General features: G+C 38.1%; 27 protein-coding genes and 1 riboswitch. All 27 genes read right to left on the reverse strand.

The genetic code is table 11. The features are described 5' to 3' along the window. Positions 1–3 precede the first annotated feature (3 nt). The gene (gene cobS, locus BMY14_RS04390; protein ID WP_091829551.1) at positions 4–765 is read right to left on the reverse strand and encodes an adenosylcobinamide-GDP ribazoletransferase; all 762 of its coding nucleotides are present in this window, start codon (positions 763–765) and stop codon (positions 4–6) included. Beyond that, positions 762–1,733 (reverse strand): adenosylcobinamide-phosphate synthase CbiB, encoded by a 972-nt coding sequence (gene cbiB, locus BMY14_RS04395; RefSeq protein ID WP_091829553.1) that lies wholly within the window; start codon positions 1,731–1,733, stop codon positions 762–764. The genes cobS and cbiB overlap by 4 nt, the downstream gene beginning before the upstream one ends. Then, positions 1,730–3,259: a cobyric acid synthase gene (locus tag BMY14_RS04400; protein ID WP_091829555.1), complete on the reverse strand. Its 1,530-nt coding sequence runs from the start codon at positions 3,257–3,259 to the stop codon at positions 1,730–1,732. Before BMY14_RS04400 ends, cbiB begins: the two co-directional genes overlap by 4 nt. Continuing rightward, positions 3,256–3,825, reverse strand: coding sequence for a bifunctional adenosylcobinamide kinase/adenosylcobinamide-phosphate guanylyltransferase (gene cobU, locus BMY14_RS04405; RefSeq protein ID WP_091829557.1), 570 nt, complete (start codon positions 3,823–3,825; stop codon positions 3,256–3,258). The genes BMY14_RS04400 and cobU overlap by 4 nt, the downstream gene beginning before the upstream one ends. After that, complete coding sequence (locus tag BMY14_RS04410) at positions 3,826–5,226, reverse strand: cobyrinic acid a,c-diamide synthase CobB (protein WP_091829559.1); 1,401 nt, start codon at positions 5,224–5,226, stop codon at positions 3,826–3,828. Between the two features lie 13 nt (positions 5,227–5,239). Beyond that, the gene (locus BMY14_RS04415) at positions 5,240–5,872 is read right to left on the reverse strand and encodes a precorrin-8X methylmutase (protein WP_091829561.1); all 633 of its coding nucleotides are present in this window, start codon (positions 5,870–5,872) and stop codon (positions 5,240–5,242) included. 16 nt (positions 5,873–5,888) lie between these two features. Then, positions 5,889–6,650: a cobalt-precorrin-6A reductase gene (locus BMY14_RS04420; protein WP_091829563.1), complete on the reverse strand. Its 762-nt coding sequence runs from the start codon at positions 6,648–6,650 to the stop codon at positions 5,889–5,891. Continuing rightward, positions 6,647–7,384: a precorrin-3B C(17)-methyltransferase gene (cobJ, locus tag BMY14_RS04425; protein WP_091829565.1), complete on the reverse strand. Its 738-nt coding sequence runs from the start codon at positions 7,382–7,384 to the stop codon at positions 6,647–6,649. Before cobJ ends, BMY14_RS04420 begins: the two co-directional genes overlap by 4 nt. Then, positions 7,372–8,436 (reverse strand): cobalt-precorrin 5A hydrolase, encoded by a 1,065-nt coding sequence (locus BMY14_RS04430; RefSeq protein ID WP_091829567.1) that lies wholly within the window; start codon positions 8,434–8,436, stop codon positions 7,372–7,374. The genes cobJ and BMY14_RS04430 overlap by 13 nt, the downstream gene beginning before the upstream one ends. Then, complete coding sequence (gene cobM / locus BMY14_RS04435; protein ID WP_091829569.1) at positions 8,433–9,188, reverse strand: precorrin-4 C(11)-methyltransferase; 756 nt, start codon at positions 9,186–9,188, stop codon at positions 8,433–8,435. Before cobM ends, BMY14_RS04430 begins: the two co-directional genes overlap by 4 nt. Before the next feature lie 12 nt (positions 9,189–9,200). After that, the gene (gene cbiT, locus BMY14_RS04440; protein WP_091829571.1) at positions 9,201–9,788 is read right to left on the reverse strand and encodes a precorrin-6Y C5,15-methyltransferase (decarboxylating) subunit CbiT; all 588 of its coding nucleotides are present in this window, start codon (positions 9,786–9,788) and stop codon (positions 9,201–9,203) included. Further along, a complete protein-coding gene (cbiE, locus tag BMY14_RS04445) occupies positions 9,785–10,411 on the reverse strand; it encodes a precorrin-6y C5,15-methyltransferase (decarboxylating) subunit CbiE (protein ID WP_091829573.1) in 627 nt (208 codons plus the stop codon). Before cbiE ends, cbiT begins: the two co-directional genes overlap by 4 nt. After that, complete coding sequence (gene cbiD, locus BMY14_RS04450; RefSeq protein WP_091829575.1) at positions 10,396–11,499, reverse strand: cobalt-precorrin-5B (C(1))-methyltransferase CbiD; 1,104 nt, start codon at positions 11,497–11,499, stop codon at positions 10,396–10,398. Before cbiD ends, cbiE begins: the two co-directional genes overlap by 16 nt. A 111-nt stretch (positions 11,500–11,610) precedes the next feature. After that, positions 11,611–11,788: riboswitch (cobalamin riboswitch) on the reverse strand. 61 nt (positions 11,789–11,849) lie between these two features. Next, on the reverse strand, positions 11,850–13,427 hold the full coding sequence (locus tag BMY14_RS04455) for an ArnT family glycosyltransferase (RefSeq protein ID WP_091829577.1): 1,578 nt from the start codon (positions 13,425–13,427) through the stop codon (positions 11,850–11,852). Positions 13,428–13,471: 44 nt separating this feature from the next. Beyond that, positions 13,472–14,473 carry a lysylphosphatidylglycerol synthase transmembrane domain-containing protein gene (locus tag BMY14_RS04460; protein WP_091829578.1) on the reverse strand — a complete coding sequence of 334 codons (1,002 nt, stop codon included), beginning with the start codon at positions 14,471–14,473 and terminating at the stop codon, positions 13,472–13,474. Further along, complete coding sequence (locus BMY14_RS04465; RefSeq protein WP_091829580.1) at positions 14,466–15,320, reverse strand: ChbG/HpnK family deacetylase; 855 nt, start codon at positions 15,318–15,320, stop codon at positions 14,466–14,468. Before BMY14_RS04465 ends, BMY14_RS04460 begins: the two co-directional genes overlap by 8 nt. Positions 15,321–15,334: 14 nt before the next feature. Further along, the gene (gene folE2, locus BMY14_RS04470; protein ID WP_019554139.1) at positions 15,335–16,126 is read right to left on the reverse strand and encodes a GTP cyclohydrolase FolE2; all 792 of its coding nucleotides are present in this window, start codon (positions 16,124–16,126) and stop codon (positions 15,335–15,337) included. A gap of 15 nt (positions 16,127–16,141) precedes the next feature. Continuing rightward, on the reverse strand, positions 16,142–16,810 hold the full coding sequence (gene queC, locus BMY14_RS04475) for a 7-cyano-7-deazaguanine synthase QueC (RefSeq protein WP_091829582.1): 669 nt from the start codon (positions 16,808–16,810) through the stop codon (positions 16,142–16,144). A 35-nt stretch (positions 16,811–16,845) separates the two neighbouring features. Then, positions 16,846–17,493 (reverse strand): ribulose-phosphate 3-epimerase, encoded by a 648-nt coding sequence (gene rpe / locus BMY14_RS04480; protein ID WP_091829584.1) that lies wholly within the window; start codon positions 17,491–17,493, stop codon positions 16,846–16,848. 2 nt (positions 17,494–17,495) lie between these two features. Continuing rightward, the gene (gene rsgA / locus BMY14_RS04485) at positions 17,496–18,374 is read right to left on the reverse strand and encodes a ribosome small subunit-dependent GTPase A (protein WP_091829585.1); all 879 of its coding nucleotides are present in this window, start codon (positions 18,372–18,374) and stop codon (positions 17,496–17,498) included. A gap of 38 nt (positions 18,375–18,412) precedes the next feature. Further along, on the reverse strand, positions 18,413–20,188 hold the full coding sequence (pknB, locus tag BMY14_RS04490; protein WP_091829588.1) for a Stk1 family PASTA domain-containing Ser/Thr kinase: 1,776 nt from the start codon (positions 20,186–20,188) through the stop codon (positions 18,413–18,415). Then, complete coding sequence (locus BMY14_RS04495; protein WP_091829590.1) at positions 20,185–21,612, reverse strand: peptidoglycan D,D-transpeptidase FtsI family protein; 1,428 nt, start codon at positions 21,610–21,612, stop codon at positions 20,185–20,187. Before BMY14_RS04495 ends, pknB begins: the two co-directional genes overlap by 4 nt. Next, entirely contained in the window at positions 21,605–22,864 is a 1,260-nt protein-coding gene (locus BMY14_RS04500) for an FtsW/RodA/SpoVE family cell cycle protein (RefSeq protein WP_245741267.1), read from the reverse strand. The genes BMY14_RS04495 and BMY14_RS04500 overlap by 8 nt, the downstream gene beginning before the upstream one ends. Continuing rightward, the gene (locus tag BMY14_RS04505; RefSeq protein WP_091829596.1) at positions 22,854–23,570 is read right to left on the reverse strand and encodes a Stp1/IreP family PP2C-type Ser/Thr phosphatase; all 717 of its coding nucleotides are present in this window, start codon (positions 23,568–23,570) and stop codon (positions 22,854–22,856) included. Before BMY14_RS04505 ends, BMY14_RS04500 begins: the two co-directional genes overlap by 11 nt. A 5-nt stretch (positions 23,571–23,575) precedes the next feature. Further along, complete coding sequence (locus tag BMY14_RS04510; protein ID WP_177177476.1) at positions 23,576–23,995, reverse strand: FHA domain-containing protein; 420 nt, start codon at positions 23,993–23,995, stop codon at positions 23,576–23,578. Between the two features lie 22 nt (positions 23,996–24,017). Continuing rightward, the gene (locus BMY14_RS04515; RefSeq protein WP_091829600.1) at positions 24,018–24,764 is read right to left on the reverse strand and encodes an FhaA domain-containing protein; all 747 of its coding nucleotides are present in this window, start codon (positions 24,762–24,764) and stop codon (positions 24,018–24,020) included. 54 nt (positions 24,765–24,818) lie between these two features. Further along, positions 24,819–25,868: a dual-specificity RNA methyltransferase RlmN gene (rlmN, locus tag BMY14_RS04520; protein WP_091829602.1), complete on the reverse strand. Its 1,050-nt coding sequence runs from the start codon at positions 25,866–25,868 to the stop codon at positions 24,819–24,821. Positions 25,869–25,881 lie beyond the last annotated feature (13 nt).

The following is a 25,881-nucleotide window of genomic DNA, read 5'->3' on the forward strand; positions in this document are numbered from 1 at the left end:
CTACTATAAAATCTGTACCACAAGTACAAAAATACATAAAACTAATAATTCACTAAGTTCCGTAAGCGCCCCGTAAACATCGCCCGTTAGACCACCAAGAATTTTGGTACAATACCGACCAAATAAAATGGCAAAGATAAAAACACCTACCATACTAATTATAGCAGAAAAACCAAAGGGAAGAATAAAAACAAATGTAAAAATAGCGGCATAAAACAGGGATTTCTTATTTGCATAGACAGCAAAGGCTTTACCCATTCCTTCCGGACGAGCATAGGGAAACAATGTAATGCCGATTACCATTGCCATACGAGCGATAATCGGCATTACAAATAATGCAACAATTAACTGACCACCAGACATATCCAAAAGCAGAGACCATTTCGTAAGCATAAATAACACAAAAGCCATCACTGCATTTGAGCCGACACAACTATCTTTCATGATTTCCAGCATCCGCTCACGTTCTCGTCCCGAAAAAATACCATCCATTGTATCCATGAACCCATCACAATGCAGACCACCTGTTAATACAACAGATAAAATCAATAACATTGAAGCTGTCAGGTGCGCTGGCAGATAGATATTAAAAATGGGTAATAAAACAAAAAAAACATAGGCGGCGGCAGCTAAAATCAAACCTAAAACAGCACCAATCAACGGGAAAAATTTAACACTTTTGCCAAAATATTCGGCACTCCATTCGCTTTGCTGTCGAAGCTTTATTCGTGTTAAAAATTGCAAGCCAATAAAAAATGCATTCATAAAATCTGTCCTCCAATCATCCATACAACAAATGCTAAAAGAAGAAATAATATACTAACTCCATACATCATTTGAATTGTTTTTGTTATGTGTTTCGGTTGTAATTCCTCTTGCTTATTTCCCATATAGGCACGAAAAGATGCACTGCCAAAATAATAATTCAAGCCACCCAAACGAATGTTCAGGGCACCAGCTACAGTTGCTTCACTGTAGCCTCCATTCGGGCTTGGATGTTTTTTCGCATCGCGACGCATCATATGAAATGCATTCTCCCAGTTCAGTTTTAAAAGGTAAGCAACTATAATCAATAAAATCGCCGTTATTCTGGCGGGAATAAAATTCAATACGTCATCCAGACGTGCTGCTGCACAGCCAAAATGTAAATATTTTTTATTTTTATAACCAATCATAGAATCCATGGTGTTGGCTGTCCGGTATAAAATTGCAAGTGGTAGACCACCTAATAAAAAATAAAAAAAGGGAGAAATAATACCATCGACAATATTTTCCGCTACCGTTTCCACCGTCGCACGCGTAATATCAGATACATTTAAATTTTGTGTATCACGACCTACGATCCAGCCAACTTTAAAGCGGGCATTTTTTAAATCATCCGCCAACAAATAATTTCGAATTTCAAGGCCAGCTTCAGCCAAACTACGCGGTGAAATCGTAAAACTGAGTAAAAGAGCATTTATTCCCATGAGAACTAAGCTATATGGACCAAATAGAAAACCCGCAACGGTAAGTAAAAGATCACTTACCATATAAACAATTCCTAAACTACACACAACCATTACGATACCATTATAGAATTGTTTTTTTGCGCAATGGTTGTGCTTCAGTAAAAACTTTTCTAAAAACGAAATTAAGCTGCCAATTAGAACGACTGGATGAAACTTGGAGCGTGGATCGCCAAAAATAGTATCGATAAAAAAAGCTGACCAGGCTATTAATAAGGTATTCATTGTTTTGCCGCCATAATTTCTTTCAGTAAATCCATGTTCAAATTCTTACGTACGGTATCGGCTAAGCGATCATAGCTATCTTGCTTGGCACGGGCGGTATTGACTATATTTTCTAAAGGAGTAAGACCTTTTCTAATACGGATGGCATTTAAAATAGAACGGCGGTATAAATCATTATCAAAAATTCCGTGAATATAACTGCCCATGACCAGACCATCAGAGCGAACATAACCATCTAAATCATGTACTTTTGTCTCAGAACGTTCTGTAATGATAAAAGGATTCGTAAAATTATCCTGAAAAAATTTAGTACGTCCCATATGGATTTCATAACCATGGAGGCCGCTTGCGACAATGGTCGTATCGAGAAATTGAAAACCAGGACACTCAGCTACGACCTGTGTAGTCAGTTTTTCCGGAATAAATGTCGTTTCAATAGGCAATAAATCAAGTCCGACAATAGAATCCAAAGTAGATTCGGTATGATGTGGATCATAAATTGCCTTTCCGAGCATTTGATAACCACCACAAATACCAATGAGTGGTGTTCCCTGCGCAATCAACATTTTTATGTTTGCTTCAATGCCACTTTGACGCAGATATAATAAATCTTCTGTTGTATTTTTGCTGCCCGGTAAAAGGATCAAATCTGGATTTCCTAAAGCATCACCGGCTTGCACATAATAAAGTGAGACATCCGCTTCTTTTTCCAGACAGTCAAAATCGGTGAAGTTTGAAATTTTGGGCGTGCGAATAACAGCAATCTTAAGTTCACCATTTGAAGCCGTATGTATTTTCTCTTCGAGTGATACAGAGTCTTCATCATCAATTCCTAAATGATCGAGGTATGGTATAACACCCAGGACTGGTTTACCAGTTTTCTGTTCCAGAAAATCAATCGCCGGTTCTAGCAGTGTAATATCGCCGCGAAATTTATTAATGATAAGTCCTTTCACAAGGGCCCGTTCTTCTTCATCAAGTAATTCCAATGTGCCAACTAGAGATGCCAGTGCGCCACCGCGATCAATATCAGCAATAAGTAAGACCGGTGCATTTAAAAGTTTAGCTATCCGCATGTTGACAATGTCATTGGCTTTTAGATTGACTTCAGCCGGACTGCCTGCCCCTTCAATGACAATCGTTTCATATTCTGTGCTAAGTTCTTTTAAAGCCTGCTGAACGACCGAAAATGCTTTTAAAGAATAACCGGTATGATATTCTTTCGCTGACATATTGCCAATCGGTTTTCCCATAAGAATGACCTGCGAACAAGAGTTTCCTGTAGGCTTTAAAAGCACCGGATTCATATTGACGATTGGTTCAAGACCAGCAGCTTCAGCTTGCGCAACTTGGGCGCGCCCCATTTCTTCGCCATTTTTTGTTACATAAGAATTTAAAGCCATGTTTTGTGCTTTAAAAGGAACTACCTTAATGCCATCTTGATAAAAAATTCGACACAAAGCTGTCGTTAAAATACTTTTACCAACATGGGAGCTGGTCCCTTGCAGCATAATGTGATTTGTCATGTTCGTTCCTCCAACTTTACTGCGAGTTTTTTTATATCAACTGGAATTCCACTAACTACAAGATATACACAGTCCGCAACAGCTGCCATCATCTGGTTACTTAGACCAGCAAGGTCGCGATAAGCTCTTGCCAGCGCGTTTTCCGGTACAATCCCCATACCTACTTCATTTGTAACAAAAATCACTTGTGCTGCACTTTTTTCGCTATAATGAATGAGTTTTTCGATATGTTCCTTTACATAAGTAAACTGGTCAGCCATCTTTTGCGGGCTGTCTTTCGCGCATAAAAGGTTACTCAGATATAAGGTCAAACAATCAAATAAAATAAGATCAGCCTGCATGGAGGCTTGCTCAATTGCTTTTTCGGCATGATAAGGTGCTTCATAGGTTACCCAGTTTGCCGGACGGCGCCCACGATGCAGCTTTACCCGATATTTCATTTCCTCATCATAGATTTGTGCAGTTGCGATATATGATATTTTTTCGCCATGAGTCATAGCGTATTGTTCGGCAAAAGAGCTTTTTCCGCTTCTTGCACCGCCCGTTACTAAAATGATCTTTCCCAACTACAAAACCTCCCCATGATTTTTTACAGTTTTAAAGCCAAGACATTTTTTTATAAAACATGCCGCGGCTTTTGTATTGCCGGCAAAATGAATATGCAAATACGACCCCGTGATATTATCTTTTGCATAGCCTGATTTATAGGTCATATTATTGCGTGTTTTCGTAAATTCAAAGGCCCAGGGAAAATCCACGGCCTTGTTTTCGGGTAATATCATCGAAGAAAAATGAAATTCATGTCCTTGCAAGATACTGTTTTTCTCACAAATCATGGTATCTTGCAGTGCTTTTGCCTCGATATAACCAACCGTCTGTAATTTATCGTTCATTTTACAGCTTGCTGGAATAAGCCCCAGCATGGCAAACGATTTACCTGTAAAATCGATGATTTCTTTTGTCAAATACATAAAACCACCGCATTCGGCATAAATCGGCATCCCCTGTTTCGCCGCATGAAGTAATGACTGTCGCATGGAATGGTTTGCTGATAATTGATCGGCAAAAATTTCAGGAAAGCCACCACCGAGGATTAAGCCATCCGCCAAGGGTAATTCTTTATCTTGCAGGGGGCTAAAAAAGATGATTTGTGCTCCCATGGATTCTAATACCGCCAGACTCTCTGGATAATAAAAGGAAAAGGCATCATCTTTCGCTACAGCAATTCGTAAAGAAAACGGCAATGTAACAGCATCTGCTTCGATTCCATTCAAGCGCGGCGCTTTTTTGGCAATTTCATACAAAAGTTTTACATCGACTTGTTTGGCAATGGTTTCACCAATTATTTTTACGGTGGCCACGGCATTTGTTTCGCCAATCGGTGTCAGACCTAAATGACGTTCTGGCATTTTCATGTCTTCGTTGCGATAAATGGCACCTAGTACCGGAATGTCGAGTCGCTGCAACGCATCGGTAATCATTCTCTTATGATTTTCAGAACCAATGCGATTTAAAATAACACCAGCAAAATCTACATCGGGATCATACAATTTAAAACCCAGCGCAATTGCTGCCGCACTGTCGCCCATCGACTTCACATCAATAACTAAAATCACAGGTGCCTGCAGCTGTTTCGCCAGGGCCGCAGTTGAACTAATTCCCTTGCGACCACCATCATAAAGACCCATAACGCCCTCAATAATAGCAATGTCAACTTTTCGGGCCGTTTTATAAAAAATAGAGTTTATTTTTTCTGCTGGTACAAGCCATGTATCAAGATTATGACCTGGCTTGCCGCTGGCTAGTTCATGATAACCGGGATCAATATAGTCAGGACCGATTTTATAAGATTGGACATCATAGCCAAGTTTCGCTAAAGCAAATAAAACACCGGTAACAATGGTTGTTTTGCCAGAGCCGCTTTGTGTCGCAGCAATGACAATGCGCGGGATTTTTTTCTCTGCCATAAAAACGCCTTCTTTATCGTTTGTTATCTAATACATACATAATTGCATTCACGACAGATACAGCAATTGGACTGCCGCCCTTTGTGCCAGCAACGGTAATATATGGTACCAGGGAACGTTTCATGAGCTGTTCTTTGGATTCTGCTGCCCCGACAAAACCAACGGGAATACCGATAATAACAGCTGGACGAATTGAAGTTGTTTCCATTAGATGCAGTACTTCATAAAGTGCTGTTGGTGCATTGCCAATTGCAACAATGGCACCATCGAGTTTTTCACCAAACTGACGCATTGCTGCCATAGACCGCGTAATACCTTCTGTTTTGGCAATTTTAGCAACTTCGGGACTCGCAATCAAACATTCTACCATACCGCCAAAGGAGGCCAGCTTTTTTTTATTAATACCAGTCCGAACCATTTCGACATCGGTATAAATATTGCAGCCTTTTTTCAAGGCGTTTTTTGCCATTTCAATTGCTTGTGGATGAATTCGAATAACCGAGGAATACTCTACATCTCCGGCTGCATGAATCATCCGGGAATAGACTTTGGTTGCCTCTTCATTTAAATTCAAGTTTTTTAAATAGGGAGCAATGATTTCCATACTACGTGTTTCAATCCCCATTGGGTCTGTCATAAATTCCATTTCATCATCCCTCATTCTATATCATCTTTTTTATTAAGGCTAAGACTTCGTCATAGGTTGCAGCCGAAGCAGCATAGTCGATCGTGGGGCGGTCAATCATGACAATTGGCAGCTCCATTTCGATCGCTGCTGTTATTTTTGTATCTGTGCCACCAATTTCCCCACTATTTTTTGTTACAATGACTTCAGCTCGATATTTTTTATACAGTTCAATATTTAGTTCATGGGAAAAGGGTCCCTGCATTGCGATAATATCTTTTGCAAAAAAACCAAGTTTCAGGCATTCCGTTAAGACCTTTGCATCTGGCAATACACGAGCAATTAAATGATGCTTTTCTAAGTACGAACTTTGTTTGAATGTCTTCAAATTACGGCTGCCTGTTGTCAAAAAAATGGTTTCACCTAGCAAAGCAGACTGTTTTGCTGCCGCTTGATAATCATCTACTAAATATAGCTTATCGTAAACGGGCATTGCCACGGCTGGTCGTTCATACCGGATATAGGGTATGTTCATTTTTTGACAAACAAGAATTGCATTTTTTGTAACATTCACAGCATAAGGATGACTGGCATCGACAAGAAGATTAATTTTCTTGTCGATGATGAATTGCTCCAGCTCTGCCAAATCAAGAGGTTTATCATTGATTTGGAGTTGTTTATCAGCGAGGAGATGCTTCCCGTATTCGCTTACGACCGAAGCAATCACAGGATACTTTGCTTTGAGTAGTTCCTGTACCAGTTCTCTGCCATCTTGCGTACCTGCTAAAACGAAAATCATATGTGATAGCCTCTTGGCGTAATCATGAAGTTATCCGCCACATAGGTATTGCTATTGCCAATAATGACTAAGGAAAACATGTTAATTTCTTCTTTTGTGAAATTTTCCAATGTAGAAATAACCGCATTTTCTTCAAGTCGCGAGGCGCTATTCACAATCCCTACTGGTGTTTGCGGGGATTTATATTTCAGCATGATTTCACGAATTTCTTCAATGTTTTGCACGCGTTTTTTACTTTTTGGATTATACAGGGCAATTACAAAATCTCCTTGAGCAGCCAGGTCAGCACGTTTTTTTATTAAATCCCAAGGTGTGAGCAAATCGCTCAAACTAATGACAACAAAATCATGCATCAGCGGTGCACCTAAAATAGCGGCAGAGGCATTGACAGCACTAATTCCTGGAATGATTTTAACTTCCGGCCTTTGCTCTTTTGGCAGTTTTAGCAAAAGTTCCAAAACAAGTCCAGCCATTCCATAAATTCCAGCATCACCGCTGGACACAACCGCTACAGTCTTGCCCGCTGTTGCATGATCAACAGCCATCTGGCAGCGATCAATTTCTTGCATCATAGCTGTTCCAATAACCTGTTTGTCTTTGATAAGATCTTCAATTAACTTAATATATGTATTATACCCCACCACAATATCAGCTTTTTGAATTGTTTCTAGGGCTTTTGGTGTCATATCCTCTAAACTTCCTGGTCCAATACCGACTACACTTATTTTTCCCATGCAATTGCCACCGTCACTTTCGTTAATTTTGTTTTATGAAGCAGAATTTTTTTTGATTGGCTGGCAAGGAGTACGGCTGCTTCACATACATTACCAATACCAATTTGTTTTGTTACAAATGGAGAAATATCTAGGCTATACAGATCGATCATTTGCTGCATCGGCACGTTTTCATAAAAATATAAAGGTACCGATAATGTTTTACTGGCAGCGATAAGACCTGGTTCATCTTTTTTAACTACCGTACTGGCAATACAAGCAATATCATACATTGATTTCCCTATTTTCTCACAAGCAGTCTGTATAGCTTGCAAAATTTCTGCTTGGGTTGTATCACGTCTGCAGCCAATACCAATCGCCAGTTTCCGTGGTTTCAAAAACAACAGCCCCGCGCCATTCGGAATATTAAGTTGTTCGGTTAGGATAACACTTGATCTGCTAAAACAAGTAGCTGTTTTTATTTCCATTAATTTTGCCTCTATTTGGCAGGCTTGAAGTTTTTTTATATAATATGGTGCATTCGTCAGGGCCTGGTCGATAAAAAAGTCAACAGGATTCCCCTGAACGATTTCTGCATTGATGTATTTTAAATGATCAAATGGTTCCATGCTCAAATTTAAGCTTTCTGCCAGCAAATCAACAGCCATTTTTTCATTGACGTCGGTTGCTGTCGTAATAACTGGAGCCGCACCTAAAAACAATGCTAATTTTTTCGTCAAAGCATTTGCCCCACCAATATGACCCGATAATAAACTAATTACATGCTGCGCCTTTTCATCGAGTACAACTACTGCTGGATCGGAACGTTTATCGATGATAAATGGTGCAAGTGTTCGTACGACAATTCCTGTAGCCATAATAAAAATCAAAGCATCATAAGAATGAAATGTATCCTTTAAACAGTTTGATAAAGAGTCATAGTCATGAAAATTCAGCCTAGACAGTGTGTCATAGCGTCCTTTTTTCACAAAAAGGTCATAGTCAAATTGGCAGGCAATTTGATCCGCAAGTTTGGCACCATTTTGCGTAACAGCAAAGACGGCGGTTTTCATTTTGCATCACGATACATATGACTAAATTCCGGCGCATATAATCTGGACAATTCATAATCCGTATTGAGACAGCGGCTGACTACGATCATTGCTGTGCGTGTTATATCTTTATCTTTTAATTCTTCCACAATGGTCGCTAAGGTGGCACGAATGATTTTTTCTTCCGGCCAGGAAGCTTTTTGTACGATAGCAATTGGTGTTGTTGAGTCATAACCACCGGCAATCAGTTCCTTCACGACATCATCTAACATGTGGACGCTTAAAAAAATACACATTGTTGCACCATGCGCTGCGAGACTTGCCAATTTTTCTTTTTCCGGTACAGGTGTTCGTCCTTCATTACGGGTAATGATAACGGTCTGTGAAATTCCCGGTAAAGTGTATTCTTGTTTAAGTGCGGCTGCGGTAGCCAAAAAAGAACTGACGCCAGGAATCACGGTATATTCAATCTGGCGGCGCTTTAATTCATCCATTTGTTCTTGGATTGCACCATAAATACTCGGGTCACCTGTATGTAGTCGTACCACCATTGCACCGATTTTCACCGCTTGTTCAATGGTTTCAATAACTTCAGGCAAGGTCATCGAAGCACTATTATATATTGTTGCCCCTTGTTTTGCTAAAGCCAATAAGGCAGGATTGACTAAAGAGCCCGCATAGATGATCACATCTGCCGTCTGTAATAATTTCTGACCTTTTACCGTAATGAGCTCAGGGTCTCCTGGACCTGCGCCAACAATAAATACTTGCATGCTATAATCCTCCTAAATTTTGCTGTTTTTTTGACATGTAATAATATGTATCGGGTTCAAGGCCTGCGCCATATCATATGGGCCGACTTTGTTCAGTCTTGTTACCTGAACCTGAATTGCCTCATAGGTATAGGAACTGTGTTGCTTCATATACACTATGCTTTCATAAAGTGTTTGGATTGTAATACAATTTAAAATCAACCGTCCGTCTGGTTTTAAAAGGCTGTCACAACGATTTAAAATATCAACTAAATACTTGCCGCTTCCACCAATAAAGATGACATCACAAGGGGGAATTTCACTCAGTGCTTGTGGTGCAGCTCCTTCAATTGTGGTGAGATTTTCTACCGCAAATTTAGTCGCGTTTTTATGAATGAGTTCGATTCCTTCGACCTTTTGTTCAACCGCAAAAACTTTACCTTGATCTGCCAGTAAAGCCGCCTCTATCGAAAGTGACCCCGTACCGGCACCAATATCCAAAATCGTATCGGTTCTTTTAATCTTAGCTTTCGTTAAGGTTAATATTCGTATTTCTTGTTTTGTCATGGGAATATTCCCGCGGATAAATTCATCATCCGCTATACCAATCATATGTGTCATGCTGTCACCACCATAATGCAGTGTGAAAACTCTTTTGTTTGCACTGCGTTTTCTAATGTTGTTTCAATGATTTCTTCATTTTCATAGGATAATCTGGCACATAAATAGACTTTTGTTGTCCGCGGCCAATTATGTCGTAATAAAAGTTCGGCAATCGTTTTTGAGGTATAGATTGTATCGGTTAAAATACCTAAAATAGCACCTTCCGTAAAGCACAACGATTGCTTATCGGGTTTCCTCCCATGTAAACTTAAAAGCCGGGCGGCTTGCCATGGCAGAGCCAGCCGGGCAAAAGCTAGCTGCATGGAACTGATTCCCGGGATCACTTGCAGCTTTTTTAATGGGAAAGATCGCCTGAGTGCTGCCAGCAGTGAATAATAACCAGGATCACCGGACACCATTACCACCACATCCTGTTTATAAAGCTGAGCCTGTATAAAAGAAATTACGGAGGGAATATCCCCTGTAATAATTTTGCTGGTAATGTCAGGAGCAGCTAATGTCTCTAAAGCACGTTTACTGCCAACTAGAACCTTAGCGTTATCAATTTGTTGTTTGGCTATCGGCACAATATATTCAGGTGCACCAGGACCGATACCAACAATAATTATTTTATAGTCCATCCTAAATCCTTTCCAATCTCCTTAGCCATAGCATCCATGCCAAGAAGTTCACCATTTAATGTAATCAGAACCGTACCAACCGCCACCTCATTAAAAAGATACCGTTGGGCTCTCAGACTAGCTCGCTGCGCTAAAATATCGTAGAGCCCTTTTACATTATAATTTTCAATGATCGAAATCGCAGCTTCGGTGGTCGTACTGGCCAAAACTTCGGCAATACCAACCGCCGGCAGTCCTAAAGCACCGGCATAGGCAGCAAGTGTTTCCAGTCTGGCATCAGCAATGCGATTATGGGTGTAAAAAATACCAGCGGCAACTTTGATTAATTTACCTAAATGACCAAATAGTAAAACGCGTTTTATTTTTTGTTGTGCAGCCACTTCCAGCATATGACCAATAAAATTACTGGTTTGGATAAGGGCTTCAGATGGCAAATGACATTTTTCCAGAGCTATTTTTTCGCCTATTTTTCCTGGAACAAACACAAGACTGTCATAACCTAATGCTTTCGCGACACTGATCTGAGGTGATAAAGAATTTTTGAAGCCATCTTCTGACATTGGCCGAACAATACCGGTTGTTCCAATAATGGACAGACCACCTTCAATACCTAGAACGGGATTCAATGTTCGCTTTGCCAGCTCTATACCATCTGGTATAGAAATTGTAATATCACAGCCTGTCTGCTCCCCTAAAATCTCACGTACCACCATTTGGATCATTTCACGTGGTCCAAGATTAATGGATGGTTCCCCCATTGGTATAGATAAACCTGGTTTGGTCACGGTGCCAATACCCAATCCGGCAAAAAACCGTATCGTTGAGGATTCTCGGTTTATCTGAACTTGTGTAAAAACAGAAGCCCCATGCGTGATATCCGGATCATCACCAGCATCTTTTATAACCTTGGCTTTCGCTCCATCGGCCGTAAATTCAATACTGGCAATAGGAACTTGGATTGTTTCACCACTCAATGCCATAATGGTAACGTTTGATACCGTTTCACCTTGCAAGGCCAGCAAGGCCGCTTTTGTACCAGCGGCTGCACAAGCTCCTGTAGTAAAACCATTTTTCATTCTTTTTTCCAAAATAAAAACCCCCTGTCCAAAGGCAGAGGGTAACAAACTATATTTAATTAGTATTATTACCACCTGCCCATCGTCCGTAGGTCATATAGAATACATTACTGTATTCTTCATAACGGTGTTGCTGAACAGGCAGGTCTCCTGGCTAAAATCATTATGCTTCAAATCCTTCCCAAGGAAAATTCCTCAGTGGTATTTATCAAAGCACTCCTTAATACAGTGGCGGGACCGCACCAGTATCACACTGGATTTCCCTATTAAGTAAAAATACACCTGTTCCATTATTATTCAATATTTTTAAATTACGAACCCAATACTTATTTATTCCCTGTAAAGGACATAAATCCTGCTTTTTATTCAGGGTTTATCGTTGTTTCTTCTTTACTTTTCAAAATGATTTGATTGTTTATTGTTTTTAACAGAATAAATTGAGTTTTTATGGATTCTGGGATTTTTTTATAATCAATATCACGCAGCACAAAATATGCCTGAGGATCTTTTTGCAAAATCATATTGAAATCTGGAATAGATGTCGGTGAAAAATATAATTCATTTCCATATACATTGCCATAAAAAGCAAAACCAGGTCTCAAAAATTTTGATATATATACGGGACTGTAAGAGTCATAAACCGGCATAAATTCTTTCACGGTTTCTGCGGATGAAAATTTCGGTGCAACCGCCGGAAAAACATAACCAAAAATGACAGCTGAAATACCAATCATACCTAAAATATGAATGCAAAAAGCATTTTTAATTTGATGATTCCATAAGAAATATGCCGTAAAGATCCCCATAAAACCAAGCACAAAACTAAGTAGAAACACTCCCATCGACAATTCTGGTAAGGTTTCCAAACCTTGGAATGCACCATATATGGCACCGGCTGTTAAGATAAAAATAATACTACCCCAAATATATTGGCGTTTTGCATAATAATATCCATCCCAAATCTGATCAATATGCCAGGCAACTAATATAGCAATGGCAGGATACATTGGTAAAATATAAGAAACTAATTTGGTCTGTGCAATCGAAAAAAACAGAAATACAAAACCAGCCCATATATTTAAGAATATAATTTCTTGAGACTGTTTTGTAGCATCTACAATCGAATGATATACCGATTGTACAAGCAACGCACTCCAAGGGAAAAATCCAACAAGTAGTACAGGAATATAATACCACCACCAAGTTTGGGTTGGATGTTCCGGCGAGGCAAAGCGCGTAAGATTATGGAAGCCGAAAAATGTGTCGATAAAATCAGTTCCATGCAAGTGGTACATTATACCATACCATGGTACACAAACAAGAAAAATTAGTAACAAACCAGAAAACACTTTCATGTTACGTAAAGCCGATAAATTACGGGTAATAACCAGATATATCGCGGCAATGACCGCTGGCATAAAACCAATAGGACCTTTTGTTAAAATAGCGAGTCCCATGAAAAGGTAAAAGATATAATATCGCCTTGTCATAAAACTAAGCAGCGATACAGTCATACAAAGTGTCAATGTAATATCCGTTACAGCCGCTTTACTCAAATAAAAATATTCGATACTTGTAGCTAAAATAAGCGCACTCAGCATAGCGGTACGATTATTGAATAATTTTCGAACAAAAAGATAAACGGAACTTAAACATACAATTGACAGCAAGGCGGACGGTAAGCGTGCGGCAAATTCACCACTGCCAAATATATGTGAAGCCGCAGCTACCAGCCAATAATACATTGGTGGTTTATCATACCAAAATTCACCATAAATACGAGGTGAAATAAAGTCATGATTCAAAAACATTTCTTTCGCAGTTTCTGCATAAACAGGTTCATCTGGATCTAATAAAGGAATGCCCCCCAGATTAAAAAAAACAATGATACTGGAAATTACAAGCAAAATAAAAAAGTCACAATATCCATTTTTAGTCATTTTTTCCTCCTAAAACACGTAAAATGTTTAAATACTTCGCTTTCCTATCGTGTAAGTTTACTACTTAGAAAATCACGACCGAAAACTTTAATCATATAATAGAATCCGATAACAAAAGGAATATATTCTGCTATGATCCTCCAGGAAACAGCAACAATACCAACCGTTCCAGACGGTACAAGATCGCCAAAGAGCAATATAAAACCACCTTCTGCAATACCAGATCCTCCAGGGGTAGGAGAAAAATACAACAGCAGATTAAGAAAAATCATGCGGCCCATTATAATGTACCAATTAGCTTCTACGCCAAGTCCCATAAGCAAAAAAGGAACTACGCTATAAATTGCCAGAAGACTAAGTCCAGATTCTAAAAAAATCCGACACATACTCAGTGGTGCCGATAACAGCAATAAAACAGCTGCCTTTATATCATGATAAAAAGCAAATAGTTTTTTCCGACGACAACGGTTGATCCTTTTTGCTGTTTTTAAAACAATAAAATCCAAGAAATTTGTTTTGATTGCCCAAACGATAAAAACAATACCGCTTATAATGCAAATTGACAAGACGATCAATCCACTATCTGATATCCATGGCAAAATATTTGGATCATACCAGAAGATCACAGGCATACTAAGAAACAAAAATAAAATGGAAACCAATAATCTTACAACCACTAAAATTGTGGCTTTGCCACTAGGAACTCCCGCGTGCCGCAAAAATATGAACTGTGCGATAGAGCCACCGCTGCCGGCCGGAGTTAAAAGTGCCAAAAAATAGTTTCCAAATACAACCTGTACTGCCTGCGACAAGGTAATATTCTCATTGGAAATCTTCACTAAATGCATTAAACGGGTACCATCTAATAGTAGTCCCACACCAACAGCAAAAATACCTAGCATAATGGACCAAGGTTGAAAGGCATCCAAGTTACGCAAAGTGTGAATATCAACTGTAAAATAAATAACGCTGCCAGATATGAGCAATACGGTAACAAGCATGATAAGTAGTTTTTTGTAAAATTTATGTTGACGAACATTACTCATGTAATAACTCCTTAAATGAAATCAAATTTACATGATTGTCTTTAATAGATTGTAAGACTACTGGCGATACAAGTGCTTGATATTCATCAGTCCAATGATACTGCCACCCATATTGCAGATCTAAAAGCTTAGAATTAAGACCTGGATGCATCATGATTTCGGATGTTCCTTCGGGCAGTGCTTTTAGGATACGCAGCACATATGCTTCAGACATATGCCCGCCTGCCAGCATGCCAAAAAAATGATCCGGACCATTCAGATCATTTTTACGTATTTTTTGCCGTGCCAAAGAAGCTAAAAAAGTTAATCCGCATTTACCAAGGATTCTTTTATAATCCGTTTGGTAACCACCAGAAAAAAAGTAAGCTTCTTCAGGAATACGCATTTTTTTTATATGATATTGTTTGGCAAGCGCTAGACAAATATTCGTTATTTTAGGTAAAACATGTAAATGCTGATGACTATCTAAATGGGTAATGACAATTCCAGTCGAACGGATATGCTCAATTTGAGCTGTGAATTCTGCAGCTACTTCATCTAAATCAATAGCTCCCATGACATATTTTTTTATGAAAACCGTATAATCTTTAAAGAAAAAACCATCTTTATCCACAAGTGATTTAACCTTCGCTGGATTAAGCAGGGGTTTTTCTGCAACTAAAGTCAAATGCACCCCGATACCAAGCGATGGATTTTTCAGACTTAAATCGACGGCTTCCGTAAATGCATTTCCTGTTGGCATCAAAGAAGTACTCGTTAAGCATCCTTTCTGATGCGCTTGGACAATGGCTTGATTGATATTCGTATGCAAGCCAAAATCATCTGCATTGATAATTAAATTTCTCATAAAATTTCCCAGCCTTATTGTTCAACAAATTCGACATGACTTGCATAGGCACTGTGATTATGGATCGACTCATAATTTTCACATTCAATCGAAAACCAGGATACACCTTTAATCTGCCTTAATGCAATGACTAAGTCTCGCAAAATATCTTCGACAAATTTTGGATTTTCATAGGCAGTTTCTGTCACGTATTTTTCATCTTCTCTTTTAAGTAATGGATAAATTGGGCAAGAAGCCTGCTGTTCCATAATCGCTGCTAAATCTTCAATGGATATTGACTGCTGATCGTTGCCAAATTTTACTTTCACACGCATTAACCCCCGTTGGTTATGCGCTCCATACTTTGAAATTTCTTTACTGCAGGGACATAATGACGTAAAGGGAACATTTACAGCCATCGTAAACTCAATATGATCACCTTGAATTTTATTAGCAATAAACGAACAATCTAAATCCAAAACGGATTGACGTTTGCTGACAGGAGCTATTTTATCAATAAAATATTTGAAGTTAATTTTCAAATAAGCTGACTGTGCATCTAATTTTGCTAATGCTTCATCTAGTATTTGATTCATCTCTTGACTGCCAATCGGTTTCTTGCTCCATTCACTGAGAATTTCTAAGAAACGACTCATATGAGTGCCTTTATATTCCATCGGTAAGTCAACCGTAAATTTTATTTTAGCCAATACCGATTGAAATGACGAATCTTTTGTTTTTATAAAAAAAGGCAAATGAACATCATTGATACCAACTTTTTGAATTGCTATGCCTCGTTCATCGAAACGGCTTTGTACATCCTTCAAAATCTTCACTCCTAATTAGAGATAGGTCACAGGATCTTTGATTCCAGCCTCTTCAAAGCCTCTCAAACGGAGCTTACAGCTATCACAAATCCCACACGCATTTTCCCCCTCATTATAACAGCTGCGTGTCAAATGTAAAGGCGCCTGTAGTTTATTACCCAATAAAACAATATCTTTTTTGGATAAATCCAGTAAAGGTGTCTCTATTTTTATTTTTTTATGATCGGCGGCAGTAGCTTTTGTAGCATAATCCGATAAATCCTGAAATTTTTGAATGAATTCGGGGCGGCAATCTGGATAACCGGAATAATCGACTGCATTAACACCAATATAAATATAAGGTGCATCAAGTACCTCAGCATAGCCCAGCGCATAACTTAGAAAAATCAAATTTCTAGCCGGTACATAGGTTACAGGAATGTCCGTGCGAGTCACATCTCCATTCGGAATATCAATTGTTTTATCGGTTAATGCACTGCCACCAATTTGATTCATGTTCGTATCGATAATCAAATGTTTTTTGACAGCAAAAAAATCGGCAACTTTTTTTGCACTTTCCAATTCAATACGATGTCTCTGATGATAATCAAAACTAATTGGATATACATCCAATCCTTTATTTTTTGCAACAGCCATACAGACCGTTGAATCTAACCCGCCTGAAAGTAAAACAACAGCTTTCATTGATCTTATTCCCCCTAGTGATTATCCTATCATGTTTATTTTTGTTTTAAGTCTGAAATCATTTGTTTCATATCGTCAGCATTGTAAATTGCTGAACCAGCAACTAAAATATTAGCACCAGCTTCAATAACTTGTTTTGCCGTGATCAGATTGATACCACCATCTACTTCGATATCAATATTAAATTCATTCGTATCGATAATGTCACGCAGGCGTTCAATTTTATCTAAAACGGACGGAATGAATTTCTGTCCACCAAAGCCTGGATTTACCGTCATCAATAAAACCATATCTAAATCCGGTAAAACTTCTTCAATAAAAGCGAGTGATGTGCCAGGATTCAAAGCAATAGCAGCTTTTATATTGTGTTCTTTAATTCTTTGAACAATTCGATGCATATGTTTTGCTGCTTCCACGTGAAATGTAATGATATCAGCCCCTGCCTTAGCAAATGCATCAATTTGGTTTTCTGGATTTTCGACCATAAGATGTACATCAAATGGTGCTTTTGTGGTTTTACGCAAAGCTGCGACCACTGGCGAACCTAATGTAATATTAGGTACAAATTGACCATCCATAACATCTATATGAACAAGATCGGCTCCTGCAGTAACTACGGTATTGATTTCCTCCCCCAATTTGGAAAAATCGGCGGAAAGAATCGAAGGTGCAATTTTTATCATATTTAAAACCCTTTCTTTTTGCTTTGTATTTCATGCAATATATTGAGATAAGCATCATAACGTACTTGAGATATTTTTTTGTCAAGGACAGCCTGTTTAACCGAACATGCTGGTTCAACATCGTGGATACAGGTATTATATTTGCAAGTATCCATGTAGGGCCGAAATTCAACAAAATAATCTTCTAAATCTGTTTTTTGAATGTAATCAAATTCCGTTGAACTAAATCCTGGTGTATCAACCACAAAACCGCCTTGTGCAAGCGGCAATAATTCAGCAACGCGTGTGGTGTGCTTACCGCGTTTTATTTTCGTACTAATTACACCCGTTGCTAAATTTAATCCCGGTTCAATTGCATTTAAGAGAGTAGATTTACCGACCCCGGATGGACCGGCAAATACAGAAATCTTATCCTTAAGATGATTTTTTAACTCCAGCATGCCAATATTTTCCTTGGCGGATACTTTTATGATTTTATAGCCTATTTCATAATAAGGCTGCAAGGTTTTTTCTAATAACACCAAATCAGCTAATTCAATTTTATTAATGCAAATCAGGATATTTTTTAACTTTGAGTATTCAGCTAACACTAAAAAACGATCTAAAAGTAACGGATGTAAATTGGGACTTGCTGCAGCAAAGGTTAAAATAACTTGATCGACATTTGCGACCAATGGCCGCTTTAACACAGATTGCCTTGGCAGAATTTTTTCGATAATACCCGTTTCATCATCTAAAAGATCGTATTCAACACGATCTCCAACGGCTAAAGAATAACGTTCTTGTTTAAAACGCCCTCTCAACTTACAAACGGTTACACCTTGTTCCTGTTTTATATAGTAAAAACTGTTAAATGCTTTGAGTACAACTCCAGTCAGCATTCATAAATTCCTCCTGATCTATAATCCATTCTACTGGTCTATTTTGTATCTTTAGGGGCATCAGCTGGTTTGCTATTTTTAGCGGTATCTTTATTCGTATCTTTACTGGCATCTTTGCCAGAATTTTTATTCGTGTTTTTATCGGTTGCTTTTTCAGTTTTTGCTATCGAAAAATCAACGCTGCTGCCTTCCGCAATATCAGTACCAGCAGCCGGTGTCTGATCTAAAATTGTTCCGGCAGGTTTACTGCTCGTTACCTCGGTAACGGTACCAGCTTTCAAATTCAGACTTTTTAGTTGTGTTTCAATTGAATTTAAGGTACTTCCCGAAAAATCAGGCAGTGTCACCTTTCGCGATTTCGGTCCTTTACTGATAACCAGATCTACAGCAGATCCTTTTGTTATTTTTGTTCCAGATCGTGGCGTTTGATTTAAAACCGTTCCGGCAGCCTCATTTGAATATTCTTCTTCAACTTTTCCCAGCTTTAATCCCATATTTTTCAGTTTGGTCTCGGCAGCCACTTTCGTTAATCCATGCACATCAGGCATTTCGAGTGCTTCACCGCCTTTGCTGATATAAACCGTGACCAGACGCTGTTCTTTAACGGTTGTGCCAGCAGCTGGATATTGCGATACAACTTCCCCGGCTGGAACATCCGCATCATACGTTTCGGCAATATTAACCCGCAAATTCTTAGTCTCGAGCATTTGCTTGGCAATCGTCATCTGTTTACCTACAACATCAGGTACAATAACTTCTGCATTGCTCCAAAATTTACCATACGAAAGAAATGCTCCGGCAAAAAAGCCAAGAATCAAAATACAGACCAAACCCCATAAAAATTTTTTAGACTTAAGTAGATTCGTTTGTGGGATTTTTTCATCAGGTGCTAAATTGCTTTTTCGCGATGGTAGTGAATCGGAAACGCGCGGCAAAATCTGAGTTGCAAAAGGGTCTTGATTGGAAATGGCATTATTTTGCCTATCGCCATGTAAAAGTCCGGATTCTGCACGTTTGATATCACGAATCATTTCAGTACTATTAGCAAAACGATTATTAGGGTCTTTTTCCATAGCTTTCAATACGATAGCTTCCACAATAAGCGGTATGGTCGGATTAAGTTTCCGCACAGAAACAGGTTCTTCTTGTAAATGCTTTAAAGCAATACTGATTGGTGTTTCTCCTGTAAATGGTAACTGTCCCGTCAACATTTCATATAAAACAACGCCAAGTGAATAAATATCTGATTTTGCACTGATGGCACCGCCCTTAGCCTGCTCAGGTGAAAAATAATGAACAGAACCAACAATTGTACCACTATAGGTCATCGTGGAAGATGTCACGGCACGAGCAATCCCGAAATCAGTTACCTTAATTCGTCCAGTTGGTGTAACAAGAATATTGTGTGGTTTAATATCGCAATGCACTAAATTATTTGCATGGGCATGTTCCAATGCTTCCGCTATTTCAAGGGCAATTCGCAGTGATTCGCTTACGGATAGTTTACCAGCACTTTGAATCAAATCTTTCAATGTTTGACCAGCAACATACTCCATAATAATATAATGGTTATTATTTTCTTTACCAACATCGTATATATTTACAATATTGGGATGCGAAAGTTTAGCTGCACCTTGCGCTTCTCCACGAAACTTCTCAATGAATTCTTCATCATTGGAAAATTGTGAGTGTAAGATTTTGACCGCTACATAACGATCCAACAATTGATCATGGGCTCGATATACATCAGCCATTCCACCACCGCCAATATGTTCTAAAAGTTCATAGCGATGATCTAATATATGATTAATCATTGAGTCACCTCCTCAGTATGTACAATATTTGTAATAATACGTTTCGCAATGGGGGCAGCAGCAAGACCACCAAAATCCCCATTTTCTACAATAATGGCAAAAGCAATATCTTGTGATGGTAAAGTTGCTGATCCAATAAACCAGGCATGTGAATCTCCGCTGGAATTTTCAGCAGTCCCTGTTTTTCCTGCGACATCAATTCCTGATACGGCTGCTCTGGTAGCTGTACCTTGTTTTACAACAGATTTCATAAAAGATTCTATTGTATCTGCACTTTGTGCAGTTGTTGCTTCCAGCCATTTTTCAGTTACAGTTTTTTTCAAGACAAATCCATCTGGTGATAATATTTCATCAATAAGATACGGTTTCATGATGGTTCCATGATTTATAAAAGCACTCGCGAGTAAGGCCATCCGCAATGGTGTAACCAGCACTGTACTTTGACCGATTCCAACTTGGGCAATTTCACCATCACTTAATTTTTTGAATTCGGGCAATGGTATTTGGGGTTCATCAATTTCATTATCAAATGTCTTCCTGAACCCAAATCGATCAAATGTATCCGCCAATTTGGCCTCGCCAAGCCGCAAGGCTAATGTAGCAAACGTCACATTACAAGACTCATTTAAAGCCTCTTGTAAATTAATTTTTCCATGTACTTCATTATCACTTTCATATAAAGTATAGGTATCATCAATCTTTAAAAACCCCGGACAATAAAATATTTCTTTTGTTGTCGTCACATTTTCTTTTAAGGCAGCATCGGCAATCATTGTTTTTAAAATAGAACCGGGGGGATATAAACCTTGTGAAGCACGATTGAGCAACGGACTGCTTGAATCACTGCGAAGCTGATCCCAATGTTGATCAATTGTATTTGGATCAAACGACGGTTTACTAACCATCGCTAAAACAGCTCCTGTTTTAGCATTTAAGATTACAATAGCACCTTTTTGATTACCAAGTGCATCATAAGCCACTTTTTGAATGTTCGTATCTATGGTCAGCTTTACATTATTCCCCCTATCTTTGTTAAATAATTGTTTAAGAGGACCAAATCTTGCCAGCGGGCTGTTCATTCCGACAAGATCGGTATTCGCGTAGCCTTCAATACCTACGTTGCCAATTTTTTCTCCTACATAACCGCTTATTGAAGCCGTTATATCCCTTAACGGATAAATACGAGAAAAAGTACCTTGTTCATTTTTTTTACTATAAGCAATTTTTTCACCATTGCAGTCTAAAATCATACCACGCTGTATATGTTTTTCCATTTCCATAGCCCGCCTATTTAATGGATTGTTCGCCAAATTAGGACTTTCAAAAGATTGTAAATACGTTATATAACCAATTAAAATAAGAAACAAAGAAAACAGTAACACAGTTACATTATAGATATATTTTTTCATTTTTCGATCATGCATTGTTATTCTCCTTTGTTGATAAAGCAAATAACAAGCCGATTATAATAAAACTTGATACCATGGAACTGCCACCATAACTAATAAATGGCAGCGTAATTCCCGTTAATGGCAAAAGCTTTGTTACACCTGCTAAGATAATAAAAACCTGCAATGCTAAACTCGCTGCCAAACCTGATGCTAACAGCATATTCATTTCATTTTTGCAATGCAAAGCTATATTAATACCTCGATAAAATAACGTTAAATAACCTAATATAAGAAAAATCGAGCCAACTAAACCAAATTCCTCAGCAATAGCAGAAAAAATAAAATCCGTATGCACTTCAGGAATCAAGAAAGGATAGCCACTCGAAAATCCACTACCAAGTATACCGCCTGAGCCAAAAGCAAACAAAGACTGGACAATCTGATAAGCCTGCCCTGTTGGATCTGTCCATGGATGAAGCCAAATAGCAATTCTTACACGGACATGAGAAAATAAAAAATAACTAATGGTTGAAGAAAGTCCAAAAAAAATCAACGCTAGAAATACGTAGGATTTATTGCCAGTTGCCATATATGTCATTAAAATGGCAATTCCAAAAAAAAGCAATGCTGAGCCCAAATCATGTTGAATAACAAACATCAAAACAGCCATGCCCCAAATCACAACGAGTGGTGCAATAAAGCGCAGCGGCGGAAGCCGCAGCAATAAAAACTTATTACTTGGCAAAGCCAAAACATTTTTATGATCTGTTAAATAAGCCGCCAAAAAAATTATAATCATTATTTTGGCAAACTCGGAGGGCTGTACACTAAATGGTCCAAGCAAAATCCAATTGCGGTTTCCGCCTATATCTGTACCGAAGAACAACGTTGAACACAAACAGAGCAAACTACATAGACCAATGATATACTGATAATTTTTTAGAAGAGCAATTTGTTTTGCCAAATAAAGAACAGCCATAAATGTAGCCATCCCGCATAATGCCCATCTTAATTGGGGAATAAACAAACTCGGTTTTAAACGATCGATCATAATAAGCCCGATACTTAAAAAAAACATGACAAGCGGAAATAAATACAAGTCTGCCGAGCTCCTATATTTTCTGAGTAAATTATCAATAACAAAAGATAAAAAAATAACAGCACCAATCCATGGCAGCGATGTAAAATCAAACACCGGATATTTTTTTAACTCCAGAATAATAGTTCCAAATAAAAGTATTAAATTTGGAATTAAAATAAGTTTTTGCCGCATGCTAATCATCATTATTTTCAAGAATAATGGCTGTGATATTATCCACACCACCTGCACGAAGTGCCTGATCTATTAATGCAGCGGCTTTATCGTCAATCGTTTCCGATTCTATAATCTTTTTCACTTCTGTCTCATTCACCATATTTGTAAGACCATCGGTGCAAAGTAAAAATTTATCATTTTTTTCTAAAGCAAAAGATCCTTTATCGACTTTGACATCGGCATCAATACCAACAGCCCTCGTGAGCATATTACGTTGTGGATGAACTAAGGCTTCTTCCTGTGTAAGTGTACCATTTAACACAAGATCCCAGACCAGTGAATGATCTTGTGTAATTTGAGCCAGCTTATTGTTCCGTAATAAATAAATACGACTATCACCTATATGTGCCCAAAAACAAGTATCGGCTTCAATATGTAATAAACTGGCCGTTGTTCCCATGCCAGCATATTCAGTATGGTTTTTAGCTTTTTCTAAAATACGCTCATTCGCTTTTAAAATGATTTTTTCTAATACATCTTGATCAATTGTTATAAGAAATTTCTCGGAAAAAAAGTCTTCAATCGTATTTATCAACAAATTACTGGCAATTTCTCCGGCTGCATGCCCCCCCATACCATCTGCTACCGCATAGGTTTTTGGATTTATGCATACATAACTATCTTCATTTGTTTGTCGAATTAAACCAATATTCGTTGACGCTGTTATTTTAAGCATTATTGTCACCTCTCAAATTTAAAAGTAACCAAGCCAATTTTAATTATATCACCGGATTGCAGGTACGTTTTTTTCGCTAGCAGCTTACCGTTCAGATATGTATGATTTACACTATTTAAATCTTCAATGACATACAAATTATTTATTCGGTTAATAATTGCATGATGATGGGATATATAGGTATCATCAATAACAATATCATTTTCTTTGCCTCGGCCAATCGAAAGTTCAGCATCAATAGCAAACTTATTTTGTCTAAGGCTGCTGTTTGAATCCAAAACAAATAAGTTTGCTGTTGTGGATTCGGGCTGTTTTTTTTCTAAAGCTGGATGCAAATCATGATAGATTAATTTTAGCAGTAAATATATAAAATAATAAATAAAGAAAATCAATCCATATTGCAGAATCACTGAAAATAGATTCATAAAAAAAGCTATATCGGGCAAGTTAAATCACCTCATACAGAAGCACTGTGTTTCCAATTTTTATTTCATCCCCAAAACATAATCGTTGACAAGTGACTTTCTGATCATTTACATAAGTTCCATTTAAACTGCCAGCATCGTAAAGAATATGACGATACTTTTCAAAAGAAATGTAAGCATGAAGCCTTGATGAATTAACATCCATAAGTAAAAATTCATTTTCTTCACGTCGTCCAATATGAATTCGTTTTTCGCCTATCTCCAAATAAGAATTGATATCCGGACCCTGTTCAACTGTTAAAGCAGCAAATTTATGCTCTATTGGCAAATCCATAGAATCTTTAAAATTCGATCGTTCTAAAACAAGGGTGTGTGGTTCTTCGCTTGTTTTAGACTCTGCATCAACACACTCACTCGTATAACAAGATTGTATATGGCAACTGCCTTTTTTTAAGGTAGTATCTTTTTTTAGCACCATAGATAGCTTACCATCTATCATAAAGTTTTGTTCAATCACAGCAATAACAGCTGCTTCGTATAACTGATTTTGTGTTTTTTGTGAACAAATCCTTTGGTAATCCACCTCACTGGCATAAATAGAATATACATTTGGTGCATAAATATCGCCCTGTAGTTTTTTCTTTTTGAGCAAAATTTCACGTCGTAATGCTTTCTCAATTTCTACCACTTGAAGATCGCTTGCAAATTTTTTATTAAAAAAGCCTTCGATTTTTGTTTCTAAAAAAGATTCCCATTTTAGAATTGACATATACTATACACCTCTAAATAACATAACTCATTATATTCCCAAACATTCATCAAGTCAAAGCTGATTTTCCGCCGCGTGCTTGTTTCTTAACTGTCCACAAGCTGCTTGAATGTCATTGCCCATTTCACGGCGAACCGTCACAGCAATATGATTGTTGTTTAAAATTTCCTCAAAAACTTTGATTTGATTTAATGAAGGACGTTTTAAACCGCGTTCAACAACTGGATTAATTGGAATCAAATTCACATTGGCCATCTGCCCTCTTAATAAACGACTTAGTTCTTCAGCATGTTCCGCTTGGTCATTTTCACCAGCGATCAAAATATATTCATACGTTACACGTCGTTTTGTGATGTTTGCATAATGTTTACCCGCTGCTACAACCGCGTGGATGTCAAATTTATCATTGATTGGCATCAATTTTGAACGTATTACATTATTCGGTGCATGCAAAGAAATCGATAAGGTAATCGGTAAATCTTCCTTTGCGAGTTCCTGAATCATCGGTACAATGCCAGCTGTTGATACAGCAATATGACGATAACCTAAATTCATCGTATACGTTTCATGGCATAAACGGATAAAGTTTAGAACATTATCGTAATTTGCCAGTGGCTCACCAGATCCCATAATCACAATAGTATTGATCGATTGTTCTTCTTTATTTAATACTTCATTGATAAAAAGCGCCTGTGCTAAAATCTCACCTTGTGTTAAATTTCGCACCATACCATGTAGCGTAGAAGCGCAAAAAGTGCAGCCCATATTACAGCCAGCCTGCGTAGACAAACAAACACTATTGCCATAAGATTGCCGCATTAAAACGGATTCGACAGCAATCCCATCGACAAGTTCCAGTAAAAACTTACTGGTTTTTCCATCGCGAGAATCCTGTTGTTCCAAAAGTTTTACGCGAAAAATATCAAGATTATCAGTTAATGATGTTCGCAATGCAATTGGTAAATTCGTCATTTGCTGAAAATCCAAGACATGTTTTTGATACATCCACTCAACGATTTGCTTAGCACGATATGCCGGAAGCTTAAACTCTTTCAAGCAACCCTGTAATTGGGGTAAAGACATACCAAAAATATTTTGTTTCAAAATGTAAACACCT

The sequence above is a fragment of the Propionispira arboris genome, assembly GCF_900109225.1.
Classification (GTDB): Bacteria; Bacillota; Negativicutes; order Selenomonadales; family Selenomonadaceae; genus Propionispira; species Propionispira arboris.